Below are 14,704 nucleotides of genomic sequence, written 5' to 3'. Positions count from 1 at the left end.
CATTGGAATATCTTGTCTTATTCCCCTTTTTCGGTGGATGGGCACAAACACCCTAATTCTAGAAATTCATCAGTTTCCATAAAACCAAACTTTTTATACACTGGTCTACCCATTTTTGAAGCCCCAAGCCATATTTGTGATATAAGCCTTTTTTCCAGTCTTATTGGTGTAACAAGGTGGAAATTCATAAAAAATTACTGCACCACAAGCTATAGTTTCTTCATTATCTTCCACTAGCCATTGAATTAAAGTACTTTCACTTAGTTTATTTTTAAAGAAAGCATATAGTTCTCTACCAATATCTATATTAGGTTCTATCCCCCTCATCAACTAATTGCTTTTTTCTTAACTCGACCAATTTATCAATATCATCGATATTTGCTTTGCGATATTTCAACTTTTCACAACTCCTTTATAAAATTACAACTGACCAGCCCCATAGCATAATTAATTCTCATCATTTTACCATTGGTTCTTATTAAACTAAACTGCCATTAAGTTATTCGAGGTATTTGCTCTTCTTTGCTTGATAGCCATATGTGTACTACCACGAATAGAACGATACCTTTTATATATTTTCTTTCGTAATATTAACCCCATATTCCCTATAAAAATCTAAAATTACAGATGCATTCATACCCAAATCTAATAAATTTTCCGGAAAGTAAATTTTAGTATCCGGAACCACAATATCAGATGTTTGTAAAATATTCTCTGCTTGGACAGCTGCTCCTAAAGCAGTAAGATGTGTCTGTCCTGACGGATCTGATATGTTCACACATCGTCTATGCAATACACCATTAGCATCATAACCTTTAAGGTGAATAACTATGTTATGTGCACTTCCACTTCCGGGTTTATAAAGAATATTTTTTCGTAAGTCATTAAATTTTTCTCCACTGATCAGTTTCCAAATTCCTGTATTCACCAGAGAAACCAGTCCATATGTAGATATTTTACTATCAAAAGCAATCCGGAAGTTAGCCGAAACAGCATGAATTGATTCTGGCAGGGTTACGTGATCAGGAGTATCCAAACGATAACATTTGGTTATATAACCGTTGGGAAAGCGGACTTTGATTGGATCAGTCATTGGATAAGCCTGTCGCATTCCTTCTCGAGCTTTGACTTCAAATGGAATCGTTAACCGGTCCATATATGCTGTTGAATTTGGTCCTGCTTTGTCTTGAAGAGAATATAGTGCGTTGATATCAACCGTAACCTCTTGAAGTTCTTTTGAATACATTTTAGCAAAAAGAGCTGCTGTCCCTCCCATCCACCCTGAAGCTAATACAACAGGGGATTGGACCTCAACATTTTTTAATCGATCAATAGAACTCTTAAAACGTTCAGTCCAACGAGTAATGTCAACCAATGGAATTTTTTTTTGAACTGCAGATAGAAGTAGTCTATCTTGCGGGTCATTAACCGCATTAACAACTAATGTGAAATTATCATCCAAATTTCTTAACGGATCATCTAATGTGTTGTCTACAGTGACTATTTTTACTCTATCTGATTCAAAAGGTAACGCTTTCCCTAAAGTTCTTCCTCCTAATCTAATTTCCAAATCAGGATGTCGATCATGTAAAATTTGAGCAATTTGACTACCAACAACACCATACCCACCAACAATTAATACTGTTTTCTTATTCATCTGAAACCTCCATTTTAATTAGTGTGAGATCATAAGTTTAAATGATTAAAAACTTAAACATTTTAACGTAATGTCACTAAAAAAAGGGACAAAAGCTGTCCCTAAACTATAAATGAGTACCTAATTCTTACATTCATCTTCAACTAAAGAAACAAGTTCTTTTAAAAGATTTATTGTTTCATAAAATTCAAGACAATAATACATTTCAGTGCCTTTTTTCTGAACTCGAAGTAACCCTGATTGTTTCAATATTTTCAAATGATGAGATACAGTAGGTCTTGACATGGGAATATGCTCCGCAATTTGTGTCACATTCAAGCTATCTTTATCAATTAAAAGCGATACAATTTGCTGACGAGTTGGATCTCCCAACCCTTGGAAACATGGTCTTAAATTTTCTAAAATATGCATTACTTTATCATTACAGTTCATTTCGCTAACATTACCTTCCGTTTAATAATTTAATCATTTAAACGTATTATAAATTACATTGCTATCTAATGCAATAAAGAAGTAGCACCAACTTTAATTATAAATATTGAAAGTTTCATAAACAGCCATTATCAATTTTCCAGATTTGTAAGAATGTCAGTTTTTTTCTGTAACAATTGTCAAATTCATTCCAGCTATAACCAGGACAAACCCACGAAATTTACGAAGCTTATATCGGATTGTATCAAGAGCTTTCAACTCAAGTAATCCTGCTTCGCCTGTTTATCCTCCTACAGAAAAACGGCGAAAGTTCCACTGTTATGAAAAAAAGAAAGTCTTTAATATTTTAGATGTTGCCTATAATTGTACTCTGTGTCACAAGAAAACAGCATAGCAATAAATAAAATAGCCTAACTTCTCATAAATGACTGTTGTAGTGATATAAAATTTTCGTTATGGGGGTAATTTAAAATATTAACTTGATAGCTATGGGGTACCGCCACATGCCCATCAACTTAAAAATTCAAAAATAGGGACTTTGATTTGTCTTGCAATCCCATCCAATGATACTTAGCCTTTTATGAAGATCATGTTCCTCAGAACATAGATTTGTCATTGTCTGTCTCAACAATTCGGGTCTGGATCCCTAGAGAATATATGTATGCTAGTTGTGCTCAAGAAAAAATATAGTATGTCTTCCTACTTTATAAATCCCTTAACATTTCCTGTAACTTTCCTCCGTGTTTTTCAGCAATTCGAAGTCTTTCGCACTTTGAATATCCTCATCAATGTCCCTAATTATGAGGGGTCTAAAAATTTGAAGAAAACAACAAAAATAGTGTAAAAAAGCTACATACTATTTTTGTTGTTTTCTTTTTTAATCCGTATAAATTTGTTAATTATTACAAGCATTTAATGTATTACACTTTTTTCGTCCTTTAATTTCCGCCGGCTGGGCACCAAGCCAATAAGTTGGAAAAGCAGTCCCTTCAGTAACACCCCCATCACGATGCATGTAATAACGCTCATCATGGTTAGCTTTAAAGTTTCCTTCAAGTGCAAGTTCCACCCACTCTGCACCAAAACGAAAAATTTCTGCAGCTACTCCACCAAGTGGGTGAAATTCATTCTCATAGACGCGTATCTCCTTTGGTGCTTCTACAAACTCATAAAGACTTAATGCTTCTTCCAAACGGGTAAGTTCATCAAATTCTCCTATTCCCATGAAGACTGGACAAGTAATCTTTGGTGCCAATTTCCACAGGTTCATCTGGCTACTCAACTCGTTTTCAAAAGCAACTTCATCAGTGTAACCAGACATGTACATAAAATTTGCTTTGAAACTCGGCTGCGCTCTGTTAAAAATGGTATCAAATTCACCATATACACCTTCAAAAGTCGCTATAGCGTTTATACGATTATCACTCGCAGCAGCTCGCATCCCCCAATACCCGCTCATACTGATACCAAAAAATCCAATACGCTTTGAATCAACCTCAGGTCGTTTTGATAGGAAATCGATATAACAACTAACGGCACGTTCGTAATTAGTCAAATCAACTTTTAGACCTTCAGATACAGATTCACCTTGACCCGGTCCTTCAATTGATAGAGCTACAATACCACGAGACGTATAATAACGTTGTGCAATCTGTATATAGTCCTCCTTAATCATATCCATACCTGGACCTAATATTACTGCTGGTGCATTCTGAACTTCACCTGAGGGCAAATGAAGTAGTGCATATATCTGTTTGCCTTCAAATTCTAGTACTATACGTTGTACTGTTCCTCCTCCAAGTGATGAAATAGCTGCCACACATTCGTTACAACGTTCTCGAAATGCCAATTTTCGTGGATCATCATTAAAATATGAGTATTGTGCACGTCCCCACATAACAGCAGCTCGCTGATATAGATCACGAGCAGTAACAGTGAATCCCTTTTGTTCATAATGTTTTGCACGTTCTTGAGCCTGAGAAGCAACCGTGGCCCATGCTTTTGGTATCATTGCTCCACTCTTTACTTGAGAAAAAACTTTATCAAAATCAGTGTGGTCGTGTCCTAACTGTTCCATAGTTGCCTTTGCTTCAGGATGCAAAGCATCAAACCCACCAAGTGCAAGGGCTATATCTAAAGCCCATCCTTGAGATTGTGAACGTTGAGTCATAATAATCATCCTTTACGTTTTTAATTAAGTACTTAACAATTAAGTACTTAATTAAAATAATGAAGTATAATATGTACTTTTGTCAAGACTACAAACCAAGTCGTCTTATTATTTTATTGATGATTTAAGGTGAGCATATATAATATTGCTTGGAAAATGAATAGCCAGTCTCCACTTAATTTGACTCTACTCTTTTTCATATGTTAATGTTAACACCATATAATTAAGTACTTAGTTAATGGGAAAATGGTGATGTTATGACAAATTCTTCAAATAAGTTAACTGCGATAGACGAACTTAGTCAGGCTATATATAGTCTGACTGCAGCCGATGGACGTTTAAGAGGGCGAGCTACTCGTACATTAGGGGCAGTTTCAATGGTCCATGCTCGAACCCTTAAAGTATTAGCTGAAGAAGGCGAATTGTCAGTCAAAGAATTAGCTGATCGAGCAGAAACTACCGCCGCTGGTATTACTCAATTAATCAATGGATTACAACAGGCTGGTTACGTTGAGCGTGTTCGTTCAAATAAAGACCGGAGAGTTGTCAATGTCCAACTTACGCCTAGTGGTTTAAATTGTCACTTAGAAAGAGAGAAAAAACTAAAACATATTCTTAATGCGAACCTTTCAAATTTTGATCCAGAGCAAATCGAGAAATCCTCTGAAATAATTAGATGTCTAGTTCATGTTCTTGACCAACTATAATAGTATTCTAAAGCTTTCTTGAGTTTTTAGAACTAACACATCGCTATTATGCTAAAAGAACTAGTTACCCCAAAATAATAAAACCGCATCTCCAAGTATTAGATAACTATCTAATACATTTGAGGTGCGGTTCACTTAGGTCATTGATGTTTCAGCTATTCTCTTTATTTGAAAATTACATCTACCATACTAATTTAATATTATATTCCTGAAGCCAACTATTAACTTGAAGTAAATAATCTATTATACCCCGTGCATCATTACCTGAAATTACTTCGTCTTTTCCTTCTGCAATAGCACGAACTCTTTCTACATTAATTAATGGCAAAATAGGTGATTCAGGATTGTTCAACACATGTAACATCCAATCACTAATACCTTGTAGATAAGAGGCATCCTTAGTGCTTGGATATGCACTTTTTTTGCGATAACGTACATCTTCAGGAAGTACATTTTCAAAAGCTCGACGTAAAATACCTTTTTCAATATTGTCTATGCTTTTCATTTCGAATGGAACATTCCATAAGTATTCTACAAGCCGGTAATCGCAAAATGGAACTCGTACTTCAAAGCCATTCATCATACTTGTGCGATCTTTTCGTTCCAGCATAAATGGCAAGAAACGTGTAATAAACATGTAAGACATTTGACGTTGCTTCATTTGCAGATCACTTTCACCTTCTAAAAAAGGAACCTCAGTAACTGCATCTTCAAATTTTTGTTTTTGATATTTTTCAGGGCTAATCTTCGCTTTAAAATCCTCTGATAAAATTTCTGTACTATACCATAAATTAACACTCCAAGGGAATATCTCTGCATCTAAAAACTTCTCTTGATGGAACCATGGATATCCTGAGAATACTTCATCTGCGGACTCGCCTGAAAGTGCAACTGTTGCATCTTTTTTCATTTCTTTAAATAGCAAATAAAGAGACGTTTCTAGTTCTCCAACTCCAGGTAGATCACGCGCTCGCATTGGAGTTAATAAATACTCTATTAAACTATCTGATCCTAACTCTATAGAATGATGCTTTGTTCCTACATATTCAGCCACACGTTTCACCCAAGGTTCATCACGATCAAAACGAAGGAAGTCTTGCTCAAAGTCTTTTTCATCATTGATGAAATTCAGGGAATATGTATGAAGGCGTTCCCCTTTATTCCCAAATTCATTTCCTGCTAAACCTGTTAAACCACTGGAATCTAAACCTCCGGAAAGCATAGATACCACTGGTTTATCAGCAATTAACTGACGTTTAACCGTATCTTGTAAAATGGAGCGGATTGTCTCGACTGTTGTATCAATATCATCTACATGTTTTTTACTTTCAAGTTTCCAATACTGTGTCGTAGTCGATCCATTAGAGGTAAACGTCATATAATGGCCAGCACGCACTTCATGTATATCCTTGAAAATAGCATGACCAGGAGTACGTGTTGGTCCAAGGCAGAATATTTCAGAAAGTCCTTCTTTATCTACCTCAGCATCTACAAGTGGATGCGAAAGTAAAACTTTTAACTCTGAACCAAAGAGAATTGCGCTTCCCCTTTGAGCGAAAAATAAAGGCTTCACGCCTAGATGGTCACGACCAAGCATCAATTTCCCAAATCTTTCATCCCAAATACCAAAAGCAAATATCCCATTTAAGTGTTGAACACAATCTTCTTGCCATTCTAAGTAAGCGTGTAGTAATACCTCCGTATCTGACTTGGTCTGAAATTCATGACCTTTCTCCTCAAGTTCTTTACGTAATTCTTGATAGTTATAAATTTCTCCATTGAACGTAAGGCCAATCGTATCATTTCCATCTTTATACAGCATAGGTTGAAGGCCACCTTCAGGATCAATGACGATGAGACGTCGATGACCTAATGCCGCTCGTTTTGAAAACCAATGCCCCTCTGCGTCAGGTCCTCGGTGAATGATAGCATCTGTCATTTTTTTTAACGTTTCTTGTTCATGAGACAGGTCTTTAGACCAGTCTATCCACCCTGCAATTCCACACATAGTGTCTACCTTCTCTCAAATAGTATAGAAACCGACTAAAATCCAATATCAGTCGGTTTTACGTAAAAAAATCCGACTAAAAGCATCTTTTAGTCATGTTTATATAATAAAACGAATTGAGTAAAAAATCAAATTATTCAACCGATGAGGAGATCGCCATTTCCTTTCACTTGAATTCTCATCGTCCAATTAATAACTTATGATTTCATACTCTCATTTCTATTCTTAAGATGTAAAATCGTATTCTATTATGGTTATATACTAGATATAGGAATGATGTGTGTTATTCTATAAGAAGCAACTAGAGGACTTTCTATTAGGCGTTAATAAATGACAAATAGACTGATAGAGAATGTAATGAAAGAAAACTTCGCTAAATATTTCAAGGATAGGGTGTAGACGATGATAAAATTAGAAAAAGAAAATAAAAAAATGAAAATCATTCAATCTGCCACAATACTGTTCTCTACGCGTGGTGTCCGTAACACAACGGTTGATGAAATTGCAAAGAAAGCTAAAGTTGGTAAAGGAACTATTTATTATTACTATACAGATAAAACTCAAATTTTATGTGACTGCTATATGCGTCATATTCAACTTAAACGCTCACAATTATTTGATTTAAATAAAGAGGAAAAGGATGTTTTACTACGAATACAAAAAATCCTTCATTATATCAGCCTAGAATATCATCAAGATCCGTTTGTTTCTACACTCTTTCAAGAATATAAAGAGTACCATTCACCTGAAATTACAACTTGTTTTAAACAATCTGAAGAAGAAGCAATTAAAATGATAAGTAATTTGCTTGAAAAAGGTTATCAGCAAGGGACTTTTCATAAGATACCATTACCGCTAACAGCTTTTATGTTAGTGCGAATGATTTTTAACTATGAACAGGATTATATGAAAGATGATAAAAGTGATAAAGAATTTTTGCAGTTGCTAAAACATATGCTTCTTACAAACTAATTTTAACCACATACAAAAAATAAGTGCGGTGCAAATATATGAAGAAGTACATGAATAATAGCGGTTTTTTATGAGTTCTTTTCACTCTAGACAAACATACGAAATATCCAACGCTTATGTAGAAATGAATGAAAAAATAGTCCAGTAAAAAGAGCGTGTTTTCATCTATCTAAACACGCTCTTATAAATATTTAGCCCCCATATGAATTGCTTATTCCATTCTAATTTTCTTTTAACTCATGCATATCTTTTTATATACGATTATCATGCCAGAAGTTTATTGGAAAATGATTATTCTCATCATAAGCTTCAAATTCATACCCTTTTTCTTTTAATCCTTTTATAATTGCTGGAACTGCTGCGACAGATTGTGGATGAATATCATGCATTAAAACAATTTCTTTTGAAGACGTCGCACCTGCTAAGACATTTTGAACAATTTTTGCGGCCGCTACATCCACAGGTAATTTATTGTATTTCCAATCTAGAGAATCAATTGTCCAATCCCATATTTTTAAATTATTTCCGACCACTTCATTTCGAAGTGATTCATTTAAGCCAGGCATTGATCCATATGGTGGACGTGTTAATTTTGGTATGTTTCCAATAACATTTCTAATTAATGATTGATCTTCTTTCATTTCCTTAACATATTCCTGATTGGTGTATAGCTTTTTAAAATCATGTGTCATACTATGCATTCCCACATAATGGTTTTCTACATGCTCTCGTTTCACTAAATCTGGGAACCTTCTCACATTATCGCCAATTAAAAAGAATGTTGCTTTCACATCATTTTTCTTTAATACATCTAATAGATTAGCTGTATATTTTCCTGGTCCATCATCAAAAGTTAAATATACAACTTTTCTTTCTTTACCATCAAAACGATTAGGTATCGATTTTTTTAATTCATTTTTAGGTAGACTGCTCACTTGTTGAACACTATTTGCCTCTTCCGCATTTACCAGCTTAGGATTCGTAATAGATTGAAACATGTAATACCCTATTGCTACTAATGTAATAGCCAACAATACACTTATAATTCTTTTTTTCTTAAGCTTAATTTTCATATTATAATCTTCTTTCTATCAAATCATTCCACTTTATATTGTTTAGTTTTATTATCCTAATAGCTTATTAAGTTTTTTAACTTAACCAATCTCAATTTTGGACTAATCATTTTCATAATCTATATAGGTGAAAATTAGTGCCCTGCACTAGCGTTCATGGCATTTCCTATAATAGTTAGAACTACTGGAAATAATACTGGTCCTAAGGTAAGGACAATGTTTAAAAGTATAATAAAACTATATAGTAAGCTGTAATTTTTACTATTACGGTTTTCGAATACTAGGATGACTAATGTTATTATAGTAATTAAATGTAGTATTAAAATTATTAACCAATAATACATCATTATAGTAAGATTCCACTTTCCTAATAGTTGGTATGTTACCCCTATTATTATCCCTAATATAGTAGCATTAAAGGAAATAAACAAAGTTCTTTTTAGTATTTTAGGAAATGTTTTGTGATCCACAGTTTTATTATATAAACCGATTAAAATGCCCAAAGATAGATATGCCAGTAATAGCCCTACCCAATTCCAGATCCAATCTTGATTCCCCATTAAATTAAACAAAAGCGAAAGGATCCCTCCTACTGCAAAAATCAAGGAGATCATAATACTATTTAAAGCTAATTTCATACTATTTTCACTTCCTTAAAAATTTTACAATACCGCATTGATGTTTACTCTTAAGTTGTCCTTTACTTATTAAAATTCTTTTCATTAAAAATCTTGTCTGGAAATCCCATCATATAATCAGGTCATCATACCTAATAGCATATATGAAGAATGAGTAGGCCCAGCGAAATTTACATGTATATGCTCCCATACCATAATTTTCAAACTGAACGAAACTCAATCAAATAGCACATTTGATTCTTATTAACTTGTATTCTTTCTTCTACCGCTTTACTATAGCCCGCTGTATATTCAAAAATAGTAGCCCCTTTGTTTCTAAGTAAATCTTTTTCCCACTTTTTCGCAGCTGCTGCCATATGTACATATGATATTTTAAAATTAATCATAATTTATTATAATTAAGTATATATTAACAATTTATTAAGTATAAGTAAATAAAATTAATAACATTTTAATTTTATTTACTTATTTAAAGGGGATTACATATATGAACGATATTAATGTTGGTCACAAAATTAGGGCATTTAGAAAAGGTGCCGGATTAACCAGTAAGCGTTTAGCAGAGTTAGCTGATATAACACCTTCCATGTTAAGTCAGATTGAAAAAGGAATCACAAACCCTTCATTACAAACACTAAAATTAATTTCTGTAGCATTAAATATTCCATTGTTTAATTTTTTCTTAGAGGATACCAATACAGAAGAATTAGTTGTACGAGCTAACCAAAGGAAAAAAATAACTTTTCCTGAAAGCGGCAATGTTTCGTATGAGCTATTATCTCCTAATTTAGATGGATCACTAGAATTGGCTCTAATGAATCTGTTACCTCAAACTGCTTCATCTATGGAGCCTGTAGCACATAAAGGGGAAGAAATAGCATTTATTATGGAAGGAAAAGTGAAACTATATCTAAATGATGAGGTTTTACTTCTCAATACAGGTGATAGTGTTAAAATTCCACCTTATGCAAAGCATAAGTGGGAAAACACTTCTTTAAACAAAGTCACTGTTATATTTGGAGTAACTCCACCATCTTTTTAATTTCAAATACTAGCGAATAAAAGTTAGAGAAAATAATTCTCTAACTTTTATTGTATACATAACTTTATTTTAAGAAAGTAAAAAACTTGTCTCTCAATTATATGAGATTAAAACTAGTGAAATAGATCTTTTTAATTACATACTTAATTTATTTTTTAATGTCCAATATTTTTCTCCATTAGCTTCAAAAGAGAATTCTACCCATCCATTCGGATCTTCACGATAAATAAAGATGGTTGTTCCAGGAGTTACTGTACCAACTTCATTCTCCTCGACAGCTACATCTGGTCTACTTTTAATTTTTAAATTAAATGGATAAGGTACCTGATAGTAAGTAGCTGATGATACAACATTTGAGCTTGAACCGTCTGCATACATTTTATATGGAATTTCATTAGATAACGCGTCGACATCTAATGTTTCAGGATTCTTTGGTAATTTTTTTGCATATGTATAATCTTCTACATGAAACGGTTTAATACGTTCCATAATACCCGCAATTTTCTTAGTCCAGCCTTTATCTGATGCATATTTCACATTCATGCCAGTTAATGTTGGGCCGTTATAATACATACCACTTTCTTCTAAATATCTTTCTCGTACATAATTAGCGTTATAAGCAATGCTATCGCCGTAGCTTGGTAAATATTTCGCATATTTAAACGGATCTCCATCATATGCACGTAGACCGAATAGATTATGTTTTTGATATGCAATTTCTGATTTTCCGTACCCAGATTCTAAAATCGCATGCGCTGCTAAATAATGAGCACTCACGCCATATTGATTTTGCGCACTAATAAAATCTTGCCCATGTCCAACTAAAGGACTATCCGAATGATATTTCGCAATAAAACTATCAATCTCTTGAGCTGTAATTTTCGAAGCCAATGTTAAATTTAAATCTTCATATGAGGTAGCAGTAATAACCTCTTTTTCATCGTTTAAATTTTGTTGTAACATATCTGTTTTTGCAGTAAGTTGAGCAGCTTCAGCACGTGTTATAAATCTATTTGGTTGCCAACCGTTCTCAGTACCATTAGAAACTTTTAAATCTATTAAAATATTGGCATATTTTTCTCCCCAATGCCCTTTTAAATCTTCAAATCTAACCTGCTCATTATGATTCGCTGTGCTTTGTAGTTTATATGCATTTACTAGCATTGTAGCCATAGCAGCGCGAGTTACTTTTCCGGATGGATTGAAGATTCCATTACCTTCCCCTTTAACAATACCGGATTTTTCAGCAGCAGCAATATAAGGAGTAGCCCAGTGATTTTGTGAATCTGTAAAAGATGGTTTTGCATTAGGATCAATTTGTATACCTAAAACTTTTGTCATAATTTTTGTAGCCGAAGCTCTGTCTAATGAGTCATTTGAACCAAAAGTCCCATCTGGATAACCATTCAATACCTGTTTATCCACTAAATAATTAACCGATTTGTCCGCCCATGTAGGAACATCAGGGAATTTATGAGTATCTGCTAAAATATTAGAAGAATAAGATAGTATAGCTCCTGCAAGGATACCTGTTGCAATTAATTTGTGCTTCATTAAAATAAACACCTCTACCATTGTATTTATCAAATTGAGATTTTCTATTTTTATATTTACATGTTTGTAATAATAATGAAATCGTATTAACACGCATTCAATTTGATGTAACGAGTATAGTTACTTATATACACAAGTGTCAATGAATGTCTTTTACAAAAATGCATAATTTTTACATTGATTTCAATTTACATGATCTTATAAATAAATTGTTTAAAGGCGCTTTTGATAGATTACTTATTATCTTACCTGAAGAAATCTCTTAAGTTAATGGATGTGTGAACGTACCGCTACTAAAATTCTTGCTTTTAAATCATTATTACTGTATTATATTTACGTAGTAATATAAGGATTATGTTATGTAAAAAGGAATCAAATTTATAAGTAAGATTTAAATCCTTTTCCAATGCAAAAAAATTTTGCTAAAATCTAATATAATTTATGCTTGTCTTTTTAATATGTATCTAGTAAAAACATATTTTTTATCAATAAACTTCTGTTTTCAATATAAATGGTAACTTTAAATAGAAGCTTATTAACTCTCAATAATAGGAATTAATGTTCTAGAATATAGAGAAACATGGCACCGTAAAAAGTAATCTGACAAACCTAAGAAATATTGTATATTGTTTGCCCATCTTCAGGTTACAATAAAAGAGCCTTACCTCTCTCGGCAAGACTCTACTAGTTTAGTTGTATAATATTTATATAATAACTAAGAAACAGAAAGCATATAACACCAAATAGCAGCAACCTATTACTCCTCCTACAGCTAATACCTGTTTAACCCAACTCTTAAATTTTTGATTACTGTAAATCGCTTGCACTCTTTCCATATTTCCTCCTATCAAGGAGAACCCTTAAAGACTCTCACCTCGCTATAGTACCATTAAAAAATGAATAATAGAGGTCTAATGTATAAATATGCAATATTGCATACAAAAATGTATCGTTATTATTGTAAGCGCTTACTATAATAAGGTTATAAAGATTCACCACATCTTAAATCCAACTCCTCATTATCATCACCAAAACGCATTAAACCAATTTCCTCGTAATTCTTTGCTAAGAAATAACTGAAATCGTCTCTAGCGAATCTGTCGTATGGAATGACATACACCATAATCCCACCTTCTTGTAAATAAATGAACAAAAAGTTTTAGCTCATTAGAAGCATATCATCAAAAAAGGTGGAGTCCTTAATAGAACTCCACCTTTTTGTATATAACGAATCATTAAATTATTTAACAGTATGTTTTTTAAGTCTCTATCTTTTAGAAAACTTAACAATAAAACCATACTTCCTTATTTTTTTGAAGAAACAGGATCCATTTTTAATGTTTTTATTCCTTCTTTTAATGTAAACGCATCTGCTCTTAATGTTTTCCAGCTGTCTTTGGCTGCATTCAGATTAGGTTTTAAGAATTTAAATTTATTTTGATCTGCTTTTTGGGATGCTTTATCAATATGATTAAGTACTCCAGAATATTGAGAATCTAAATCATGCCATTGTGCTGACATATAGGTGAGAGCATTAATAGCTGATCCAATTGCATTTTGCATTTCAGCAATATTATTATACGCAACTCCAACTACACGATTTAATGTTATTTTATAGTCTACCGTTTGGCGTAATTGCGCTAATAACGGCTCTAACGTACCTAAATTATTTCTTGCTACCCCTATCATTACACCTCCAGCAATCCATGTAGGGATTGAGGGATATGATACAGTTATTATTCCATCCGATTCTACTTGTTTAAAATGTCTTATTTGCTCTAAAACATCATTTAGACGTTTTTCATCTTCATCTATTCCAGATGCTTGATTTTTTAAAATCGATTGCAAGATATCTTTATGACCTCCAAATGCTCGGACATCTTCTCCAATACTATCTCTTAACTTAGCTAGTTCTTGTATTAAATTCTGTGTATATGCTTGATTTTTTTTAATCTCACCTTGTAAATCTGTAATGCCTTCTTTTAATGTATCTGCATCTCCTTCATTAATTGCTTCTACTAATGTATCGTAATAATTGTCAAATGTGGTATCATACTCTACAATTCCTGTAAGGGTATCTAAAAGTTGTTTTTTTATGTGCGCATCCCATTTTGTAGCATGCTCTCTTGCATTCTTTTGATCTTGTACAATTTGACTAGGTAGATTTGTATATCCTTTAATATCAATTCCTTCAAAATTAACATCTGGATTATTAATTAACAAATAAGAGTAATCATTCATGGATTTTGCAAATACCCCAGCATCTTGCAAAGCTTTTTTCATTTTTTCGCTGTTTACAGAAAGAGATATATCTTCCGTACTCGTTTGTTCTATTTTACTTTCACTTGCAAAAGCAGCTACTGGAGAAACTACAGTAGTTGTTGTCAGGGTTAAAAACGTCGATACAGCAAGTAGTTTATAAGGAAAATTATTATTCACTTTAATTCCTCC

Annotated in this window: 12 protein-coding genes and 2 pseudogenes; 3 read left to right on the top strand and 11 right to left on the bottom strand. The window is 33.1% G+C overall.

Going from position 1 to position 14,704, the window contains the following annotated elements; genetic code table 11:
• Nucleotides 1–17: 17 nt before the first annotated feature.
• The 4 genes and pseudogenes from AC241_RS29410 to AC241_RS29390 form a co-directional block, all read right to left on the bottom strand.
• Nucleotides 18–397: pseudogene (locus AC241_RS29410) on the bottom strand (GNAT family N-acetyltransferase).
• Nucleotides 398–568: 171 nt separating this feature from the next.
• A complete protein-coding gene (locus AC241_RS29405; protein ID WP_050845351.1) occupies nt 569–1,657 on the bottom strand; it encodes a saccharopine dehydrogenase family protein in 1,089 nt (362 codons plus the stop codon).
• A gap of 120 nt (nt 1,658–1,777) precedes the next feature.
• Nucleotides 1,778–2,089: an ArsR/SmtB family transcription factor gene (locus tag AC241_RS29400; RefSeq protein ID WP_050845349.1), complete on the bottom strand. Its 312-nt coding sequence runs from the start codon at nt 2,087–2,089 to the stop codon at nt 1,778–1,780.
• A gap of 895 nt (nt 2,090–2,984) precedes the next feature.
• Nucleotides 2,985–4,259: an alpha/beta hydrolase gene (locus AC241_RS29390; RefSeq protein ID WP_050845347.1), complete on the bottom strand. Its 1,275-nt coding sequence runs from the start codon at nt 4,257–4,259 to the stop codon at nt 2,985–2,987.
• Between the two features lie 257 nt (nt 4,260–4,516).
• On the opposite strand from AC241_RS29390, the gene AC241_RS29385 reads away from it, so the two are divergent.
• Complete coding sequence (locus tag AC241_RS29385) at nt 4,517–4,966, top strand: MarR family winged helix-turn-helix transcriptional regulator (protein ID WP_050845345.1); 450 nt, start codon at nt 4,517–4,519, stop codon at nt 4,964–4,966.
• Between the two features lie 181 nt (nt 4,967–5,147).
• On the opposite strand, the gene asnB is transcribed toward AC241_RS29385, so the two are convergent.
• On the bottom strand, nt 5,148–6,974 hold the full coding sequence (gene asnB, locus AC241_RS29380) for an asparagine synthase (glutamine-hydrolyzing) (RefSeq protein ID WP_050845343.1): 1,827 nt from the start codon (nt 6,972–6,974) through the stop codon (nt 5,148–5,150).
• A gap of 402 nt (nt 6,975–7,376) precedes the next feature.
• On the opposite strand from asnB, the gene AC241_RS29375 reads away from it, so the two are divergent.
• Complete coding sequence (locus AC241_RS29375; RefSeq protein WP_050845341.1) at nt 7,377–7,946, top strand: TetR/AcrR family transcriptional regulator; 570 nt, start codon at nt 7,377–7,379, stop codon at nt 7,944–7,946.
• A gap of 251 nt (nt 7,947–8,197) precedes the next feature.
• On the opposite strand, the gene AC241_RS29370 is transcribed toward AC241_RS29375, so the two are convergent.
• The 3 genes from AC241_RS29370 to AC241_RS29360 all read right to left on the bottom strand — a co-directional run bounded on the left by AC241_RS29370 (nt 8,198) and on the right by AC241_RS29360 (nt 10,013).
• Nucleotides 8,198–9,019, bottom strand: coding sequence for a peptidoglycan-N-acetylglucosamine deacetylase (locus tag AC241_RS29370; protein ID WP_050845338.1), 822 nt, complete (start codon nt 9,017–9,019; stop codon nt 8,198–8,200).
• Nucleotides 9,020–9,153: 134 nt separating this feature from the next.
• A complete protein-coding gene (locus AC241_RS29365; protein ID WP_050845336.1) occupies nt 9,154–9,657 on the bottom strand; it encodes a DUF3902 family protein in 504 nt (167 codons plus the stop codon).
• Between the two features lie 200 nt (nt 9,658–9,857).
• Entirely contained in the window at nt 9,858–10,013 is a 156-nt protein-coding gene (locus tag AC241_RS29360; RefSeq protein WP_329957880.1) for a serine dehydratase, read from the bottom strand.
• A 131-nt stretch (nt 10,014–10,144) separates the two neighbouring features.
• Here AC241_RS29360 and AC241_RS29355 point away from each other — a divergent pair, with 131 nt between their 5' ends.
• Nucleotides 10,145–10,699, top strand: a complete 555-nt coding sequence (locus AC241_RS29355) for a helix-turn-helix domain-containing protein (RefSeq protein ID WP_050845332.1) — start codon at nt 10,145–10,147, stop codon at nt 10,697–10,699.
• Between the two features lie 135 nt (nt 10,700–10,834).
• Here AC241_RS29355 and AC241_RS29350 read toward each other — a convergent pair whose 3' ends face one another.
• From AC241_RS29350 to hblA, 3 genes and pseudogenes are all read right to left on the bottom strand, one after another.
• Nucleotides 10,835–12,253, bottom strand: a complete 1,419-nt coding sequence (locus AC241_RS29350; protein WP_050845330.1) for an S-layer homology domain-containing protein — start codon at nt 12,251–12,253, stop codon at nt 10,835–10,837.
• 1,006 nt (nt 12,254–13,259) lie between these two features.
• Nucleotides 13,260–13,397: pseudogene (locus tag AC241_RS34990) on the bottom strand (DUF6094 domain-containing protein); the annotation flags it as partial.
• A 161-nt stretch (nt 13,398–13,558) separates the two neighbouring features.
• Nucleotides 13,559–14,692 carry a hemolysin BL binding component B gene (gene hblA, locus AC241_RS29340; RefSeq protein ID WP_050845328.1) on the bottom strand — a complete coding sequence of 378 codons (1,134 nt, stop codon included), beginning with the start codon at nt 14,690–14,692 and terminating at the stop codon, nt 13,559–13,561.
• Between the last annotated feature and the right edge of the window lie 12 nt (nt 14,693–14,704).

The organism is Bacillus thuringiensis (genome assembly GCF_001182785.1).
In the GTDB taxonomy this organism is placed as follows: Bacteria; Bacillota; Bacilli; order Bacillales; family Bacillaceae_G; genus Bacillus_A; species Bacillus_A thuringiensis_S.
The sequence above is the reverse complement of the archived record's forward strand: the minus strand, read 5'-3'. Positions and strand labels throughout refer to the sequence as shown.